At 64.6% G+C, this 18,011-nt stretch carries 14 protein-coding genes and 1 pseudogene; 5 read left to right on the top strand and 10 right to left on the bottom strand.

Annotated elements, in window-relative coordinates; all coding sequences use genetic code 11:
- Window positions 1-129: 129 nt before the first annotated feature.
- Entirely contained in the window at window positions 130-654 is a 525-nt protein-coding gene (locus tag H6B31_RS14135; RefSeq protein WP_204899087.1) for a methylated-DNA--[protein]-cysteine S-methyltransferase, read from the bottom strand.
- 343 nt (window positions 655-997) lie between these two features.
- Between H6B31_RS14135 and H6B31_RS14130 the strand changes: the two genes are divergently transcribed.
- Together H6B31_RS14130 and spoIIP are read left to right on the top strand one after the other, a co-directional pair.
- Window positions 998-2,602, top strand: a complete 1,605-nt coding sequence (locus tag H6B31_RS14130; RefSeq protein ID WP_204899086.1) for a peptide chain release factor 3 — start codon at window positions 998-1,000, stop codon at window positions 2,600-2,602.
- 168 nt (window positions 2,603-2,770) lie between these two features.
- On the top strand, window positions 2,771-3,952 hold the full coding sequence (gene spoIIP / locus H6B31_RS14125) for a stage II sporulation protein P (RefSeq protein WP_204899085.1): 1,182 nt from the start codon (window positions 2,771-2,773) through the stop codon (window positions 3,950-3,952).
- A 45-nt stretch (window positions 3,953-3,997) separates the two neighbouring features.
- On the opposite strand, the gene H6B31_RS14120 is transcribed toward spoIIP, so the two are convergent.
- Entirely contained in the window at window positions 3,998-4,444 is a 447-nt protein-coding gene (locus H6B31_RS14120) for an LOG family protein (protein ID WP_204899084.1), read from the bottom strand.
- Window positions 4,445-4,569: 125 nt separating this feature from the next.
- Between H6B31_RS14120 and H6B31_RS14115 the strand changes: the two genes are divergently transcribed.
- Window positions 4,570-4,812: a helix-turn-helix domain-containing protein gene (locus tag H6B31_RS14115; RefSeq protein ID WP_087291218.1), complete on the top strand. Its 243-nt coding sequence runs from the start codon at window positions 4,570-4,572 to the stop codon at window positions 4,810-4,812.
- 1,021 nt (window positions 4,813-5,833) lie between these two features.
- Here the strand turns inward: H6B31_RS14115 and H6B31_RS14110 are convergent.
- The 4 genes from H6B31_RS14110 to H6B31_RS14095 form a co-directional block, all read right to left on the bottom strand.
- Window positions 5,834-7,093: an acetyl-CoA C-acetyltransferase gene (locus H6B31_RS14110; protein WP_191342383.1), complete on the bottom strand. Its 1,260-nt coding sequence runs from the start codon at window positions 7,091-7,093 to the stop codon at window positions 5,834-5,836.
- Window positions 7,094-7,246: 153 nt separating this feature from the next.
- Window positions 7,247-10,762: a transcription-repair coupling factor gene (gene mfd, locus H6B31_RS14105; RefSeq protein WP_204899083.1), complete on the bottom strand. Its 3,516-nt coding sequence runs from the start codon at window positions 10,760-10,762 to the stop codon at window positions 7,247-7,249.
- Window positions 10,763-11,043: 281 nt separating this feature from the next.
- Entirely contained in the window at window positions 11,044-12,939 is a 1,896-nt protein-coding gene (locus H6B31_RS14100) for an LTA synthase family protein (protein ID WP_204899082.1), read from the bottom strand.
- Window positions 12,940-13,146: 207 nt separating this feature from the next.
- Complete coding sequence (locus H6B31_RS14095; RefSeq protein ID WP_204899081.1) at window positions 13,147-13,863, bottom strand: ATP-binding protein; 717 nt, start codon at window positions 13,861-13,863, stop codon at window positions 13,147-13,149.
- Window positions 13,864-13,982: 119 nt separating this feature from the next.
- Between H6B31_RS14095 and H6B31_RS14090 the strand changes: the two genes are divergently transcribed.
- On the top strand, window positions 13,983-14,639 hold the full coding sequence (locus H6B31_RS14090) for a Crp/Fnr family transcriptional regulator (protein WP_204899080.1): 657 nt from the start codon (window positions 13,983-13,985) through the stop codon (window positions 14,637-14,639).
- Between the two features lie 318 nt (window positions 14,640-14,957).
- On the opposite strand, the gene H6B31_RS14085 is transcribed toward H6B31_RS14090, so the two are convergent.
- Both H6B31_RS14085 and H6B31_RS14080 read right to left on the bottom strand, forming a co-directional pair.
- Window positions 14,958-15,428: a nucleoside deaminase gene (locus H6B31_RS14085; RefSeq protein ID WP_204899079.1), complete on the bottom strand. Its 471-nt coding sequence runs from the start codon at window positions 15,426-15,428 to the stop codon at window positions 14,958-14,960.
- A 1,166-nt stretch (window positions 15,429-16,594) separates the two neighbouring features.
- The gene (locus H6B31_RS14080; RefSeq protein ID WP_204899078.1) at window positions 16,595-16,768 is read right to left on the bottom strand and encodes a ribbon-helix-helix domain-containing protein; all 174 of its coding nucleotides are present in this window, start codon (window positions 16,766-16,768) and stop codon (window positions 16,595-16,597) included.
- A 129-nt stretch (window positions 16,769-16,897) separates the two neighbouring features.
- On the opposite strand from H6B31_RS14080, the gene H6B31_RS14075 reads away from it, so the two are divergent.
- Window positions 16,898-17,089, top strand: coding sequence for a hypothetical protein (locus H6B31_RS14075; protein ID WP_204899077.1), 192 nt, complete (start codon window positions 16,898-16,900; stop codon window positions 17,087-17,089).
- Between the two features lie 62 nt (window positions 17,090-17,151).
- On the opposite strand, the gene H6B31_RS14070 is transcribed toward H6B31_RS14075, so the two are convergent.
- Entirely contained in the window at window positions 17,152-17,499 is a 348-nt protein-coding gene (locus H6B31_RS14070; protein ID WP_204899076.1) for a YbaB/EbfC family nucleoid-associated protein, read from the bottom strand.
- Between the two features lie 96 nt (window positions 17,500-17,595).
- A pseudogene (locus H6B31_RS14065) lies at window positions 17,596-18,011 on the bottom strand (DNA polymerase III subunit gamma/tau); the annotation flags it as partial.

Here is an 18,011-nt window from a genome sequence, read left to right as displayed (position 1 = left end):
CCTTCACTTTTCTTTTCCCTTTTTCTTACAAAATCCCTGTTTTCATCTCTTGAAAACAGGAGTTCTTTGACAGACTGAGAAATGCGGCGGAGCACCCAGGTGCTCCGCCGCATTTATTTTTGTGTCTTATTATAAAGCGCTCCCCCGCTTGGGCACGGAGAACCGGCTCACGTCCACCCCCTCGTGGGTGAGGAGCCGCTGTTTCCGCTCCAGCCCCCCGGCGTAGCCGGTGAGGCTGCCGTCCGCCCCCACCACCCGGTGGCAGGGGATGATGATGGAGATGGGGTTGCGGCCCACGGCGCTTCCCACCGCCCGGGGGGAGGCCCCGTCCAGCTCCCGGGCCAGGGCCCCGTAGGTGGTCACCGCCCCCCAGGGGATGGCCTGGAGCTTCTCCCACACCGCCCGCTGGAAGGGGGTGCCCGCCGGGGCCAGGGTCAGCTCCGCCGGGCTGGGCTTCTCCCCGGCAAAGTACCGGTCCAGCCAGGCCCGGGCCGCCTGGAACACCGGCAGGTCCGGCTGTCCGGGGACCAGCTCCTCACCGGAGGTCTCGCCGAAGTACTTCTGCCCCTCCAGCCACAGCCCGGTGAGGGCCGTCCCATCGCTGGCCAGGGTGAGCTCCCCCACCGGGGAAGCATAGGTGGTGGTCTGGTACATGGGTTCCGCCTCCTTCCGTCCCGCGGCTTTGCGGGACATATCCGGTTTTCTCATCTGTATTATAGGGAGCGGGGGCCGCTTCTGTCAAGAATAGGCCGGAAATGACAGACTTTGTTGATTTTTTCCGCCGGAAACCCTGCGCCTCCCCTTGCGGTTATTCAGGCGGATATGGTAAAATATATTGTTTTTCTCTTTCCCCTGAACGGGGACTGTGGCACAGATTCGGAGGAGCCCTTCACGGGGGCGGTCCTCCTTCTGCCCCCCTGGGTGCCGGCCGCGGCCGGACCTGCGCGGGGGGCATCCTATTGACTGAGATACGCTGATTGAAGCTGGAGGGAAGCACATGTCTTTGGAATCGGAAATCAAGCGCCGGCGCACCTTCGCCATCATCTCCCACCCGGACGCCGGTAAAACCACGCTGACGGAAAAGTTCCTGCTGTACGGCGGGGCCATCGCCCAGGCCGGCCAGGTGAAGGGCAAGAAGAACACCCGGGCGGCCACCTCCGACTGGATGGAAATTGAGAAGCAGCGCGGCATCTCGGTGACCTCCTCGGTAATGCAGTTCCAGTACGAGGGCTTCTGCATCAACATTCTGGACACCCCGGGCCACCAGGACTTCTCGGAGGATACCTACCGCACCCTCATGGCCGCCGACTCCGCCGTCATGGTCATCGACGCGGCCAAGGGCGTGGAGGCCCAGACCCGGAAGCTGTTCAAGGTGTGCGCCATGCGGGACATCCCCATCTTCACCTTCATCAACAAGATGGACCGGGAGGCCCGGGACCCCTTTGAGCTGTGCGAGGAGCTGGAGCACGAGCTGGGCATCGACACCTACGCGGTGAACTGGCCCATCGGCTGCGGCAAGGAGTTCAAGGGCGTGTACGACCGGCAGAACCGGAAGGTGATCCACTTCACCTCCAACACCAACGCCCGGGCGGCCACCGCCACCGAGATCGAGCCCGACGACCCCGCCCTGGCCGGCCTCATCGGGGCGGACAAGCGGGAGCAGCTCATGGGGGAGATCGAGCTGCTGGACGGGGCCTCCTGCGACTTTGACCTGGAGCGGGTGCGCCACGGCAAGCTGTCTCCGGTGTTCTTCGGCTCCGCCCTCACCAACTTCGGCGTGGAGCCCTTCCTGGAGGAATTTCTGCGCATGACCACCGCCCCCCTGCCCCGGAAGGCGGGGGACGAGGTCATCGACTCCTTCGACCCGGACTTCTCCGCCTTCGTCTTTAAAATCCAGGCCAACATGAACAAGGCCCACCGGGACCGCATCGCCTTCATGCGGGTGGTGTCCGGCAAGTTCGAGGCGGACCGGGAGGTCTACCACGTCCAGGGGAAAAAGAAGCTCCGCCTCTCCCGGCCCCAGCAGCTCATGGCCGCCGAGCGGGAGATCATCGAGGAGGCCTACGCCGGGGACATCATCGGCGTGTTCGACCCGGGCATCTTCTCCATCGGGGACACCCTGTGCGCCCCGGGGAAGAAGTTCCAGTTCGACCCCATCCCCACCTTCGCCCCCGAGCACTTTGAGCGCATCCGCTCGGTGGACACCATGAAGCGCAAGCAGTTCCTCAAGGGTGTGGAGCAGATCGCCCAGGAGGGCGCCATTCAGATCTTCAAGACCCCCTACTCCGGCATGGAGGAGGTCATCGTGGGCGTGGTGGGCACCCTGCAGTTCGACGTGCTGGAGTACCGCCTGCGCAGCGAGTACAACGTGGAGCTGTACAAGGAGGGCCTCCCCTACGAGTACCTGCGCTGGATCGTGAAGGAGGACGAGGATGCCCCCGCCCTGAAGGAGGAGGACCTGCTGCTCCCCAACGACGCCAAGCTGGTGGAGGACTACAAGGGCAACCAGCTGCTGCTGTTCGCCTCCCAGTGGTCCATCCAGTGGGTGCAGGACCGGAACAAGAACCTGAAGCTGGCCGAGTTCGGCGGGGCCAAGTTTTAAGACGGCCTGCCGGAGCATCTTCTCCCGCCCATCCCCCGGCCATATGGACCCGCCCCCGGTGAAAACCCGCCGGGAGGCGGGTTTTCTTTGTTCCAACTCCCCTTCTAAACGGTTCACTCGCCGCATACAGTAGGATGACGGACCTACACAGGATAAGGGGGAGACGGCATGGGGGACAAGCGGCGCAGGAGAGACCCGCTCCGTCCGCTGCGGAGAGGGGTAGGGCTGGGGCTGGCCCTGGCGGCGGCGTGGGGGGTGAGCCTCACCGCCGACCTGTCGGGGGCCTGGTCGGCCCTCCAGAAGTGGGCCTCCGACTCCCAGGCGGTGGTGGCCCTGATGGCCGGGGAGCTGGGCCAGCCCCCGGCGGAGACCGCCCTGGCGGGGCTGGACGGCTGGGGCAGGCTGCTGGTGGAGCAGTCCGCCCTCCTGTCCGCGGGGACCGAGGCGGTGGCCCAGCGGCGGCAGGCGGAGGAGGAGACCTCCCCCGCGGAGCCCATCCCCGACATGGACGCGGAGGACAACGACGACCAGACCCAGGTGGAGCTCCAGCCCCCGGCGGAGCCCGACGACGTGGTGGAGACCACCAGCGTGGGACAGGATGGGGGGCACTATCTGAGCCAGGACGGGGTGTACCTCTACAACCGCTCCGGGAAAGAGCTGGACCCCTCGGTGCTGTCCGCCGGGTCGGTGAGCTTCACCCTGGGGGAGGGCCCCCAGATCCTGATTCTCCACAGCCACGGCAGCGAGGCCTACTCCCAGAACGACGGGGACCTGTACCAGGAGAGCGACTCCTTCCGCACCACCGACTGCGCCCACAACGTGGTCCGGGTGGGAGAGGAGATGGCCCAGGTCTTCCGCGCCCACGGGTTCCAGGTGGTCCACGACACCAACCTGTACGACTACCCGGCGTATAACGGGGCCTATGACCGGTCCCAGGCGGCGGTGAAGGACTGGCTGGCCAAATATCCCACCATCAAAATCATTCTGGACGTGCACCGGGACGCCCTGGTGGGGACGGACGGGGCCATCTATAAGCTGATCTCCCAGGAGAACGAGAAAAAGGCGGCCCAGGTGATGCTGGTGGTGGGCACCGACAGCGGCGGGGCCAGCCACCCGGGCTGGGCCGACAACCTGGCCCTGGCTGTCCGCCTCCAGAGGGAGCTCATCTCCGACTATGTGAGCCTGGCCCGGCCCATCGCCCTGCGCAGCAGCAGCTATAACCAGGAGCTCTCCCCCGGCTCCCTGCTGGTGGAGGTGGGGGGCCACGGCAACACCCTCACCGAGGCCCTGGACGGGGCGCGCCTCTTCGCCGAGAGCGTCAGCCAGGTGCTCAGCGGGATGAAAGGGTGAGGAGAAATGCAGAATGCAGGAATGCGGAATGCAGAATGGGGAGCGTCACGGGGCCTTCAGCAGGGTCACCTGGATCAGGCCCCGCTTCTCCCGGCGGAGGGCATAGTCCGTGATGGTCCGGGAGCCCCCGAATCCCGGGCTGGCGATGAGGTACCTGCTCTCCCCCGCCGCGATCTGACCGGCCCGGAGGATGGCCAGCCGCTTGGGGACGGTCTCCATCCCCTCCGGGTAGTAGGTGTCGTCAAAGCCGGGCGGGATGTCCACCGGCCGCTGGGCCGGGTGGTAGGGGATCAGCAGCCGCAGGCGAAGCCCGGGATGGCGCTCCTTCGCCCGGCGGAGGACCTCCGCCGCCAGCTGGTCAAACCGCCCGTACCGCCCCACCACAAATTCGGTCACCCCGTACTCCGCAATGTGCCGCTCAATGGCCTCGTCCAGCAGCGGCGACAGGGTGTCCGGGGAGAGATGGGAACCGATTAGAAAACAGGTGGACATGATTACACCCCCTTAATAAATTTACGCAAATGCGTATAATTGAATGATAACAAATTTGCAATTTATACGCAAGAGCGTATACGTCTGTGCGCATAATACTTTAATCTTGGAACAGGTGAAGTATTATGCGGATCAAAGAGGCGGTTGTTGCGCGTTTTTCTCAATTATGCGAGGAGCGCGGATTAAATAATAACAGTCTGGCCAATGTAGCTGGGGTAACTCCTTCCACTGTGTACAGTATGATGGACCCGACACGGCATGATGTATCGGTTGTTACAGTTAAAAAATTGTGTGATGGGCTTGATTTGTCCATCAGCGACTTCTTTGACGACCCAATCTTTCGAAATTTAGATCAGGAAATACAATAACGAGGACTGACCTCGGCCAATGGCTGTGTCAGTCCTCGTTTTGTCTGTGGGCGAGAAGGGGCGCTGCTGGGGCAGCTTTCGGGCGGGTCTGGGACCCGCCCCTACAAAAGACAAAACAGTTTCGGGCATGCCGTAGGGGCCGGACACTGGCCGGCCCGCCCGGGAACGGGAGACGGTTAGGCCGGGCGGCCCAGTGTGCCGCCCCTACGAAGAAACGGGAGCGTTCCGGAATATCAGTAGGGGCCGGTCCCAGACCGGCCCGCGGGCGCACACTGTGCGCCCCTACGGTTGAAACGGTCTGCCCTTATAAACCAGGGCCGTTCCCCTCATCCGTCACGGCTTCGCCGCGCCACCTTCCCCTAAAGGGGAAGGCAGGGGGATGGGCCTTCCAAAGCCTTCCCCTTTAGGGGAAGGTGCCCCCGAAGGGGGCAGATGAGGTATCCCATGTGTTGAACCGGGCATGTTGGCTCGGCAAACCCAGGCGCGGTGGCGGAACCGCACCAGCGGCAATTTTCCACCCAATAGGCCGCCGAAGGCGGCTCCCAACGCAAAGACCAGCGTAGCGGGTTTGCGTTGGAGAGGAGGAGCAAGGGAGCGAGCGCAGTTTTCGCCGTTAGGCGGAAACGGAGTTGAGCGGACTTTGCGACGACGAAGGGCCCAGTGGCCCGGCGGGAATTTAGAGTGTCACTCAGGTTTTGCGCGCCGGAAATTCTTTGCCTGAGCAAAGGGATAACCCCCGTAATGGGGGGACCGGGGGTAAGCCGTCATTGGCGAACGAAGTTCGCCTCTGCGGCGTCCCCCGGCGATCCTTTGGTTCCCTTCCCATCGCTGGGAAAGGAACCCGCCCCGCAGGGCGGAACCCCCTGCCAAACGGCGTGCCGAGGTCGTCGCGCCCTACAAAACGAAGAAAGTAGCGCTCGCCGCCCGCAGGCGGCGAAACTCCCCCAAAACACAGAAAAAGACAAGCCCTGCGGAGCGCATCCGCAGGGCCTGTCCTGGTTTAAGATTTAAGAAAGAATCATCAGCACTTCTCGAAGATGGTGGCAACGCCCATGCCGCCGCCGATGCACAGGGTGGCCAGGCCCTTCTTGGCCTCGGGCCGCTTCTGCATCTCGTGGAGCAGGGTGACGATGATGCGCGCGCCGGAGGCGCCCACGGGGTGGCCCAGAGCGATGGCGCCGCCGTTCACGTTGACCTTGCTCATGTCGAAGCCCAGCTCGCGGGCCACGGCGATGGACTGAGCGGCAAAGGCCTCGTTGGCCTCCACCAGGTCCATGTCCTCGATCTTCAGGCCGGCCTTCTCCATGGCCTGACGGGAGGCGGGCACGGGGCCCACGCCCATGATCTTGGGGTCCACGCCGCCCTGGCCCCAGCTGACCAGCTTGGCCATGGGCTTCAGGCCGTACTTCTCAACGGCCTCGCCGGAGGCCAGGATGATGGCGGCCGCGCCGTCGTTGATGCCGGAGGCGTTGGCGGCGGTGACACGCTGCTCATGCTTCTTGGTGTCGGCCTCGTGGATCTGAGTGGGCTGGAAGGAGTGCTCGATGGCGTCCTCCACACCCTCGGGGCCCACGGGGAAAGCGCCGCGCAGCTTGGAGATGTTCTCGGCGGTCACGCCCTCGCGGGGGAACTCGTCCCGCTTGAACTCCACCATCTGCTTCTTCTGCTTGACCATGATGGGGACCACCTCATCGTCGAAGCGGCCGGAATCACGGGCGGCGCAGGCCTTCTGCTGGGAGGAGGCGGCGAACTCGTCCAGCTCCTGGCGGGTGATGCCCCACACGTCGCAGATGTTCTCGGCGGTGGTGCCCATGTGATAGTTGTTGTAGGCGTCCCACAGGCCGTCCTTGATCATGGTGTCCACCATCTTGTTGTCACCCATGCGGGCGCCCCAGCGGGCGGCGGGGATGGCGTAGGGGGCGGCGGACATGTTCTCGGTGCCGCCGGCCACGATGATGTCGGAGTCGCCGGCCAGAATGGAACGGGCGCCCTCAATGACGGACTTCATGCCGGAGCCGCACACCATGCCCACGGTGTAGGCGGGGACGCTGATGGGAATGCCGGCCTTCAGCGCGCACTGGCGGGCCACGTTCTGGCCCAGGCCGGCGGTGAGGATGCAGCCGAACATGACCTCGTCCACCTGCTCAGGCTTCACGCCGGCGCGGCTCAGCGCCTCCTTGATCACGGTGGCGCCCATCTCGGCGGCGGGGGTGTCCTTCAGGCTTCCGCCAAAGGAACCGATGGCGGTACGGCAGCAGTTGACCACATAGACTTCTTTCATTCTGTTACCTCCAAAATGATGTAGAGTGGCGCCCAAGGGACGCCCTTGTCCGCTCTCAACTCGATTATACCCAATGGTAATGGAAAAAGCAATGAAATTTTTTGCTCCCAAGTTGCGTTTTCGTGCACTTTCCCGGGAAATCGGAGGGGGCTGTCAGGGGGCCGCTCCAGCCTCCCCGTAGTCGGCCACCAGGGCCTGGGCCGCGCGCAGGGGGTCCTCCCCCTTCCGCAGGCGGAAGGTGAACCGGGGCACCTCCCCCGGGGTGAGGAGAAGGCGGTTTTTGTACTTCTCCATCCCGCACAGCCCGGAGAACTGCTCCAGGCTGAACCGGCCCAGGGTGAACACCAGCTGTCCGTTTTTCTGGGAGATGTCGGTGATCTCCGCCTGGGCGGCGGCGGCGCGGAGGAGGGCCACGGAGATCAGGTTGTTCACCGTCCGAGGCGGCTCGCCGTACCGGTCGATGAGCTCATCCACCAGGTCGTCCGCGTCCTCCTCGCTGCGGATGGCGGCGATGCGCCGGTACAGGTCCATGCGCTGCTCGGGCGCGGGGACGTACCGGTCGGGGATGGAGGCGGCGATGGACAGGTCGGCGGCGCACTCGGTGCGCTGGGGCACCGGCTGGCCCTGCTCGGTGAGGACGGCCTCCTCCAGCAGCTTCAGATACATGTCATAGCCCACCGACAGCATAAAGCCGCTCTGCTCCGGTCCCAGCACATTGCCCGCCCCCCGGATCTCCAGGTCCCGCATGGCGATCTTGAAGCCCGAGCCGAACTCGGCAAACTCCCGGATGGCGGACAGGCGCTTGGAGGCCACCTCGGTGAGCACCTTCCCCCGGCGGTAGGTGAGGTAGGCGAAGGCCCGCCGGCTGGACCGGCCCACCCGGCCCCGGATCTGGTGGAGCTGGGCAAGCCCCAAGTGGTCCGCGTCCTCGATGATGAGGGTGTTGGCGTTGGGCAGGTCGATGCCCGTCTCGATGATGGTGGTGCACACCAGCACATTCAGCTCCCCGTCGGTCATGCGGCTCATCACGTCGTCGATGGCCTCCTGGGACATCTTTCCGTGGGCCACCCCCACGGCGGCGTCCTCCCCCAGCATCTGCTGGATCCGGGCGGCGGTGCGGTCAATGGTCTCCACCCGGTTGTGGAGGTAGTACACCTGGCCCCCCCGCTCCAGCTCCCGGCGCATGGCGTCGGCCAGAACAGGCCAGTTGTGCTCCAGCACATAGGTCTGCACCGGCAGGCGGTCGGCGGGGGGCTCCTCCAGGGTGGACATGTCCCGGATGCCCGACATGGCCATGTTCAGGGTCCGGGGGATGGGGGTGGCGGACAGGGTGAGCACGTCCACCTGGGCAAAGCGCTCCTTCAGCTTCTCCTTGTGCTTCACCCCGAAGCGCTGCTCCTCGTCCACCACCAGCAGGCCCAAATCCTTGAACTTCACGTCCTTGTTGAACAGCCGGTGGGTGCCGATGAGGATGTCCACCGAGCCGTTTTCCACCTTGCGGAGGGTCTCCTTCATCTGGGCGGGGGTGCGGAACCGGGAGACTACGTCAATGGACACCGGGTACTTGGCAAACCGCCGCAGGGCGGTGAGGTAGTGCTGCCGGGCCAGGACGGTGGTGGGCACCAGCACAGCGGCCTGCTTGCCGTCCAGGACGCACTTCATCATGGCCCGGAAGGCCACCTCCGTCTTGCCGTAGCCCACGTCCCCGCACAGCAGCCGGTCCATGGGGACGGGGCGCTCCATGTCCCGCTTGATCTCGTCCACGCACCGGAGCTGGTCCTCCGTCTCGGTGTACTCAAACTGCTCCTCGAACTCCCGCTGCCAGGGGGAGTCGGGGGAGAAGGCGAAGCCGGGCTGCCGCTGCCGCTGGGCGTAGAGCTGGATGAGGCCCTTGGCCAGGTCCTCCACCGCCTTCTTGGCCTTCTTCTTGGCCCGCTCCCAGTCGGTGCCCCCCAGCTTGGACAGCTTCCTCGTCTCCTGGGCGTCCTCGCCCCCGCCGATGTATTTGGAGATCAGGTCCAGCTGGGTGGCGGGCACATACAGCACGTCGCTTCCCGCGTAGGCGATCTTCACATAGTCCTTCTCAATCCCGTCGGCGGGCATCTTCACCATGCCCACATACCGGCCCACACCGTGGTGCTCGTGGACCACCAGGTCCCCGGGGGACAGGTCGGCATAGGACTTCAGCTTCTGCCGGTTGGTGGGGCCCTTCTTGGCGGCGGCCCGGGAGCGGAGGGGTTTCTTCCCGCCCTCCTGGCCCTCGGTGATGACGGCCAGCTTCAAATCCGGGTACTCCAGCCCGCCGGACAGGCCGCCCACCGTGAGGATGATCTGCCCCGGCTTGGGCAGAGCCTTCAGGGCGAAGTCCACGGCGGACTTCACCTTCTGCTCCCGCAGGAGGGTCTGGAGATTCAGAGCCCGCTGCTCGCTGGACACCAGCACCAGCACGGCAAAGCCCGCGCTCTGGTAGTGGGAGAGGTCCTGTACCGCCGTCTCCAGGCTGGCCCCGAAGGAGGGCAGCTGCTTGGCCATGACGGACAGGAGGCACTTGGGGTACACCGGGTAGGAGGACAGGGAGAAGGAGTCCAGATAGGCGAAAGGAAAATCCTCCAGACGGCGGCACAGCCGGTCGAAGGGGAGGCACAGCTCCCCGCAGGAGCCGTCCAGCTCCCCCCGCTCCAGCAGGGTCTTCACGTCCTCCTCCAGCTGCCACTGGTAGGTCTTGGCCCGCTCTCCCACCCGGCTGCTCTCGGAGAAGAGCACGCAGGCGTCCAGGGGCAGGAAGTCCGCCGCCGTGGCCACCTTGGGGTAGATGAGGGGCAGGTACCGGTCAGCGGCGGGGAAGGAGCGGCCCTCCCCCAGGGCGTCCCGGTCCTGCTGGAGGGTGACGGCCAGGTCCTCGTTCCCGTCCCTCCGGGCCTTGGCGGAGAGCTGGTCCAGCCGCTCCAGCAGGCCGGACAGCCCACCGTGGGCCAGCTGGGGCAGGGTCTCCGCCGCGGGCAGGAGGACGGCCCGGTCCACGTTCTCGGTGCGCCGCTGGGTGGAGGGGTCAAAGGACCCCATGGTATCCAGCTCGTCCCCCCAGAACTCCGCCCGGACGGGGGCGGCCATGCCGGGGGAGTACACGTCCAGAATCCCTCCCCGCAGGGCGAACTGGCCCGCCCCCTCCACCTGGTCGCAGCGGACGTAGCCGGCGGCGGTGAGGGCCTCAGTGAGCTGGTTCAGGTCGGCCTGCTGCCCCGGCTCCAGCACCGTGCAGGCAGAGTCCAGCACCTGGGGGGGCAGGGTGCGCTGCTGGAGAGCCTCCACCGTGGCCACCAGACAGGGGAGCTCCCCATTGCGGAGCTTCCACAGCAGGGCCAGCCGCCGGTGCTCCCACTGGCGGGAGACGGTGGCGATGCTGTGGAACACGAAGGAGCGGGAGGCGAGCACCGGGACTTCCCCCCCGGTGAGATAGAACAGGTCCCGGGCCATCCGCCCGGCCTCCCCCTCGTCGGCGCACACCACCACCACCGGGCGGCCGGTCTCCTGCCCCAGGGCGGCGGCGAAGTGGGCCCGGTGGACCGCCGCCAGGCCGGAGACGGCGGCGGGGGACTTCCCGCCCTCCAGGGCGGCGGTCAGCTCCTGAAATTCCGGCAGATTTTTCAAAACAGAGCGGAGCAATTCCACTCACAATCACTCCCTGTATCAAACTATTCCATGATATGGAAATTATAACGCGGCAATGCCCCCCGGTCCGTGGGACAGGGGGGTTCTATCAAGTACAGCACTAGTTTACCCGCTTTCCGCCCCTCCGTCAAGCGGGGGACTCTCCCAAGGCAGAAGCTGGGAGTTGGAAAAAGGTTCCTCCGCCGCCAGATGGGCGGCAGAGGAACCTGAGCCTGTCAAAAACCTCTGTTGAGTAGAATTCGTCTCAGTGTTGGCGGGAGAGTAACGGCATTTTGAGCGGGTCAGGTGCCGTCGGTGGGGACCACCTTGTGCTCCCGGTAGTACTCCACCCACTGGTACTCCAGCAGGCGGTCGGCCACCTCCTGGGGCAGGTCGTCGGTGAGCTCCCCGTCGGGGGTCAGGTACAGGCCCTGGCTGTGGACCAGAGGGGTGAGGGAGCGGATCTCCTCCGCGTACTGGAGGAAGGCGGGGCCGGTCCATCCGCACTGCTTGAACAGCTCGTTCATCAGGAAGCAGGGGGAGAAGTCGCCGCCCTCCCCCTGGAAGTCCCGGTCCAGGGCCTCCTTGGCGGCGGAGTTGGCCCAGATCAGGTAGGGGGTGGAGTAGTATTCGTAAAAGCCCTCCAGGGTGGACAGGTCAAAGTCGGCCCCAATACCGGCATAGGCGCTGTTTCCGTTGCCGCCCCAGGGCTTGTGGTCGCCGAACAGGACCAGCACCACCGGCTCGTCCATGGCCTCCAGCTCGTCCACCATGGCAGTGACCGCGTCGATGGTCAGGTTGATGCCGTGGAGGTAGTTGTTGAACACGTTGCAGGACTCCTCCGGCAGGCCGTCGGCCTCCGGGTCCAGATAGACCTCCAGGGCGGTGTGGTCCTCCTCATAGGGGCCGTGGTTCTGATAGCTCACTGAGAAGGAGAACACCGGACGGCTGCTCTCCTCCAGCTGGGCCTGCAAATCCTTCACAATCTCCTCGGTGAGGATGTAGTCGGAGTTCCACTGGGCGTCCACCGGGTCCACCAGCTCGCCGTAGTGGTTCTCGGTGAACCAGTACTCCTGGAAGCCCAGGTACTGGTTCACGTTCTCTCGGTCATAGAACCAGCCGAAGCCCGGGTGCCCGCCCCGGGTCTGATAGCCCTGGCGGTCAAAGTACCACACATAGGAGTCGGTGGCCTTGGTGAAGTCCTGGTGCTGGCTGTAGCCGGTGAGGAACCCCCACTCGGTGTCCACCGTGCCGCCGGCGAAGATGTTGGTGAGCAGGTTGCCGGACACCGATTCCTCCTCCAGCTGGTGCCAGGGCTCGTAGACCGCCTGCACCGCCTCATGGTCCGCCAGGGCCGGGAAGTCGGTGAGGTCGCAGAAGGCCTCCAGCATGATGCCCACCACATTGACCTCCTGCTCCTCTGGGATGTCCGCCTCGGCGTAGGACTCCAGGATGGCCTGGGCCGCCTGGGGGTCGTACCGCTCCGGGGGGTGGGGGACCAGATCCTGAACGGTGTAGAGAAAGGCGTAGGCCGCGCCGTGGGAGAGGTATGCCTCCGCGTCGATCCAGGGGTTGACCAAGTCCTCCCCGGCCTGGGTCTGCTCATAGAGGTCCTCATTGCAGTACAGCCCCCCAAAGGCGGTGGCGGCCACCGCGATGGCGGAGAACAGCCCGAACAGCCGCAGGTCCCGCCGGATGGTCCGCCGCCGGGGGAGCAGGAGCAGGGCCAGCAGGAGCCCCGCCGCCGCCCAGAGCAGGACGTTCCGGATGGGGTCGGTCCACTCCAGGGTGTACTTTCCGGCCATGTCCCCCGCCTCGGAGATCAGGGCCAGGTCGCTGGCCAGGAGGGGGTCCCCCCGCAGCTGAATTTTGTAGTAGTTGGCCGCCGTCAGCCCCAGCAGAAGGAGAGCGGAGGCCAGGTAGGCCAGCCAGCACCGGCCCAGGAGAAAATAAAACAGCCAGATGAGAATGACTCCGGGCAGGAGATTCAGGTACCACAGCGTGGGGGTGTCCCAGTAGTAGTCTGAAAGGGAGGCGCTGGACAGGTCCGGGCAGGACCAGGCGGAGAGATACATCCCCAGAACACCCAGCAGGAGCCCAAGAGCGGTCGTTCCCACCGCCAGCCAGAGGAGATGCCAGGGGCCTCTCTTGGACGGCTGCGCCTGGGGAAGGGTCTGGGCCGGTTCAAGACGGTTCAAAGCACGTTTCCTTCTCTCTTGTTAAATCTGTGTAAAGGCAGTGAAAAGAAGTATAGCACAGATTTTGTCGAGGGAAAAGAGATTTTGTAAAAAATCATGGATTTTGGAGGATTACCCTTAAAAAAGCCTGAAAAAGATATACAGAACCCGCCATCCCGGGGATGGCGGGCCTGTTTTGCCGACAGTCGGCGCCGCGAACAGCCGTCCTCAGGTCTCCTCCAGAATCCGCCCGTCGGTGGAGATGGTCACCACTTGCCAGGGGATGAATTTGCCGCTCTCCTGGAGGGCCTTCTTCACCGCCAGCTCGATGCCGCCGCAGCAGGGCACCTCCATGCGCACCACGGTGACGCTCTTCAGGTCGTTGCGCCGGAGAATCTCCGTGAGCTTCTCGCTGTAGTCCACGCTGTCCAGCTTGGGGCAGCCCACCAGGGTGATGTGGTCCCGGATGAACCGCTCATGAAAACCCGCGTAGGCGTAGGCGGTGCAGTCGGCGGCCACCAGCAGCTTCTTCCCCTGGAAATAGGGGGCCTGGACGGGGACCAGCTTGATCTGCACCGGCCACTGGCTCAGCTGGCTCTCGCTGTCCTGGGCGGACTGGACCGGGCCGGGGCCGGGGCGGCGCTCCAGGGACTTGGCGGCGCTGCCGGGGCAGCCGCAGGGGAGCTCTCCCCCGCTCTGGGCCTCCTTGGCCGCTTGGGCGGCCTTCACCGCCGCCTCGTCGTAGGCGGGGGCCTCCCGCTCCTCAAAGGAGATGGCCCCGGTGGGGCAGGCGGGCAGACAGTCCCCCAGGCCGTCGCAGTAGTCCTCCCGGGTGAGCTTGGCCACCCCGTCCACCATCTGGATGGCCCCCTCGTGGCAGGCGGCGGCACAGGCCCCGCAACCGTTGCACTTGCTCTCGTCAATGCGAATGATCTTGCGGATCATAAAAAATTCCTCCTTGCGCGTTTCCTCCGGCCTTCGCCGGATTTCCCTTGACGGTACGGCCCTATTCTACTAGGATAGAGGGGAACTGTATGTTGGATTTCCAACGAAGGAGGATGACCATGGAGAAAATTTTTGCGGTGCTCGCCCGCTGTCCCCTGTTTTCCGGCCTGGATGAGGGGGCGCTGAAGGAGCTCCTGCCCCGGCTCCGGCCCATCCGGCGGCGGTGGGCCCGGGGGGAGACCCTGCTCCACCCGGGGGAACTGGCCCCGGGGGTGGGGGTAGTGCTGTCCGGCGGGGTGCGGATCGTGCGGGAGGACTTTTGGGGGAACCGGTCCCTCCTGGCCGCCGTGGAGCCGGGAGATCTGTTTGCCGAGGCCTTCGCCTGCGCCGGGGTCCCCCTCACTGTGCGGGTGGAGGGCGCCCAGGACGGCGAGGGGGTCTTCTTTCCACCGGAGCATCTCATGGACCCGCCGCCCGGGGGCGGAGAACTGCCCGGCCGGCTATTGGGGCTCATGGCCCGGAAAAATCTGATGCTCAACCGGAAGATCGGCCACCTGTCCCAGCGGACCACTCGGGCCAAGGTCCTCTCCTACCTGTCCCACCAGGCGGAGGCGGCGGGGAGCTCCTCCTTCACCATCCCCCTGGACCGGCAGGAGCTGGCCGACTACCTGTCGGTGGACCGCAGCGCCCTGTCCGCCCAGCTGGGGCAGCTCCGGCGGGAGGGGGTGCTGGACTTCTCCCGCAGCCGCTTTACTCTGCTCCAAAAGCCGGAATAACAGCAAAACCCGGACGCTGCTCCAAAGCGTCCGGGCCTTACCGTTGAAAAAGAGGATTAAAATGAAACGAACTGTCTCTTGCGAGTATGATACTAACAAAGACTTGTTAAAAAACCTCCCCCAAAGTATTACATAAGTTTTAAATCTTTGTGGACCGTTTGAAAACAAGAGAGAGGGGCAGACGCGAGGAGCGGAGCCGGTGTTGATCCGGCTCCGCTCCTGTGGAGGATTCAAATGAAAAAGATTGCGCTCTTGCCCTGCAAGTATCATGATACCGGGTTTTTGTGAACAAAACCAGCAGGAGTTGTTACAAAAGCATTAAACATTTCTGGAAAAGCCTTCTTTTTCCCGCAGATCCAGGAAAAATTCCTGAAGCTGGTCCCGGCACTCCTCCTCCAGCGGGCCTCGGTACAGGCGGGGGTGGTGGTTGAAGCGCTCCTCAAACAGGTTGAGCACCGAGCCGCAGGCCCCCGCCTTCTCGTCCCGCACGCCGTAGCGCACCGTCTCAATGCGGGAGTTGATGATTCCGCCCGCGCACATGGGGCAGGGCTCCAGGGTCACATACATGGTGCACCGGTGGAGCCGCCAGCTGCCAACGCGGCGGCAGGCGTCCCGGATGGCCTCCAGCTCCGCATGGGCGGTGGCGTCCCCGTTCTCCTCCCGGCGGTTGCGGCCCTTGCCGATGATCTGGCCGTCCCGGACGATGACGCAGCCCACCGGCACGTCGCCCTCCGCCGCCGCCTGGGCGGCCAGCTCCAGGGCCCGGCGCATGTAGTCCTTGTGGTCCATGGGGGACCTCCTTTTTTCATAATTCCCTCATATAAGCCTTCCCCCTGGGGGGAAGGTGGCACGGCGAAGCCGTGACGGATGAGGGGGCGATCTCCCCCAAAAGCCTTCCCCTCGGGGGGCCGACTCCCCTTATCAAGGGGAGATGTCGCAAAGCGACAGAGGGGATAGGGATAGGTGCCCCCGAAGGGGGCGGATGAGGGGGCGATGATAGAGCGCTTTTTTGTAGGGCCCGATGCCCACATCGGGCCGCTGGATGGCTCTTTTCGCAGGGGAGTTTCGCCGCCTGCGGGCGGCGAGTTTCTTTCCCAGCGATGGGAAAGAAACCAAAGGATCACCGGGGACGCGGCCAATGGACTACGGCTCCGCTTCGCTCCGCCTAGGTCCATAGGACCGCTTTCCCCGGACCCCATTTACGGGGGTTATCCCTTGGGCCGGGCAAAAAAGTTCCGGCGCGCAAAATCTGAGTGGCAATCTATATTCACGCCGGGCCATTGGGCCCTGAGTTTGCAAAAATTAGGGCCCGGTGCGGTTCCACAACTGCGCCTGAGTTTGCCGAACCAACGCGCCCGGTCCGTTTTCGCCGTAGGGGCGGCACATCTGGGCCGCCCGGGAACGGCCCGATGGGGGCATCGGGCCCTACAAAAGATCAAACGCACCTTCGGATACGCCGTAGGGGCGGGTGCCCTCACCCGCCCGCCGGTCCCCTGAGCCGAACTTGAGCCCCACCAGCCACAAAGGCGCGCTTTCCACCGATAGAAGAAATACCCAAAGGTTACCGGACCCTCAGCGGCAGCGGTAATAGAAGGTCAACCAGTCGGCTGAGCCACCCGCGCCTTTGCGTAAACCGGAAAGCCTGCCTAATTGGCGGCCCCCGTAAAATGGGGTCCGGGGCCGACTCCCCCTGTCAGGGGGAGATGGCCCGAAGGGCCAGAGGGGGTAGGGTGGGCGACTATGAGCACGGCAGTGCTCATCGGAGCCGTCCCCGGTGGCGTTTTGCCTACTTTGCCGCCATGGGCAAAGTAGGTCGCCGCCGGGGCGGCGAAACCTCCCTGCAAGAAACGAAACCGCTCTATTATCGCCCCCTCATCCGCCCCAGTGTGAGCACTGGGGCACCTTCCCCCCAGGGGGAAGGCTTAAGAAGGCGGTGTCGAAATCCTCTGGGGGTGTTACCCTCTCCCCTGCTTCTCCTCATATTTTTTTAACAGATCCTCCACCGCCTCGTCCAGCAGTCGGGACTTGGGGATGCGGGTCTGTTTGGACAACTCGTTAAATGGTTTGACCAAGCTGTTATCCAGGGAGGACACCAAGCGGGTCCGGTTGACATAGATGGGTTCTGCCAAGCAAAGCTCCTCCTTTATTCATAAACACTAGATAGTGTCTATTATAGCGGAAAAATTATCCCCTTCAACTAGTGACTATATATTGACTTAATAGTAACTATATAGTATGATTGAGGCGAGGTGATTGTTATGCAAGAAAAATATGAAATCCCAAAATCCTGCGCCCAGTGCCGCCATTTCCACCAGCACTACGTCCGGGTGGCGGGTTACCGCTACGCCCCTCTGGATGAGGGCCACTGTTCCGAGCCCCGGTGCCGGGACAAGCGGGCGGACACCCCCGCCTGCGCCCGGTTCTCCAAGCGGTCGGAGCCCCGCCGGTGAGCGGACGGAAAAACCCCGGCTGGACTGCATGTCAGCCGGGGTTTTTGCAGTGTTGGGACCGCTCAGAAGGACAGGCCCAGCCCGCCGGTGAGCTTCTGCATGTTGGAGGCGGCGTCGCTCTCCGCGGCCCGCAGGGCCTCGTTGACGGCGGCCACGATCATGTCCTCCAGCATCTCCACGTCGTCGGGGTCCACCGCGTCGGGGTCGATGGTGAGGGACTTCAGCTCCCGCTTGCCGGAGACGGAGGCGGTGACCACCCCGCCGCCCGCGCTGGCCTCATAGGTCTTCTCCTCCAGCTCCTGCTGCATCTTCAGCATGTCCTGCTGCATCTTCTGGGCCTGCTTGATCATGTTCATATTCATGCCGCCGCCCATGCCGGGGATGCCCCGGCTGCCAAATCCTTTTGCCATGTGGCAACACTCCTTCCATTTCCGCCGCCCGCCTCCATGGGCAGGCGGCCTTGAATTTCTTTGCTGTCTCCCCCGCCGACGTGGCGGAGGGCCTGATCACTGAATTTTGATGTTGTCGAACTGGGCCCCGAAGGCCAGCAGGTCGTCCAAAGCGTCGTGCTTCTCCCCGGCAGCCGGGGGCGCGGAGCCCTCCTCCGCCGGGGGCTGTCCCACCACCACGGACACACGGGCCTCCGCCGTGCCGAAGAAGGCGGCGGCCGCCTGGGCCACGGGCTGGGTGACGGTGGGCTTGTTGAGCATGGCCCGGGTAAACTCGCTGTCCACCCACAGGGTGAGGAAGCCGTTCTTCCACACGCCGGTGACTTTTGCCGGGTTGTTGAGGAAGGGCTGGACCGAGGGGGGCACCTTCCCCGCCAGACCGGCCGCGAAGGCGGGCCAGAAGGCGGAGGTCCCCCCTCCCCCGCCGCTGGGACTGGGGGCGGCCGGCTGGGCAGCCGCCGCCGGGGCGGGAG

It is taken from the genome of Pseudoflavonifractor capillosus (genome assembly GCF_016899775.1).
In the GTDB taxonomy this organism is placed as follows: domain Bacteria; phylum Bacillota; class Clostridia; order Oscillospirales; family Oscillospiraceae; genus Lawsonibacter.
This window is presented reverse-complemented; position numbering and strand designations above follow the sequence as displayed.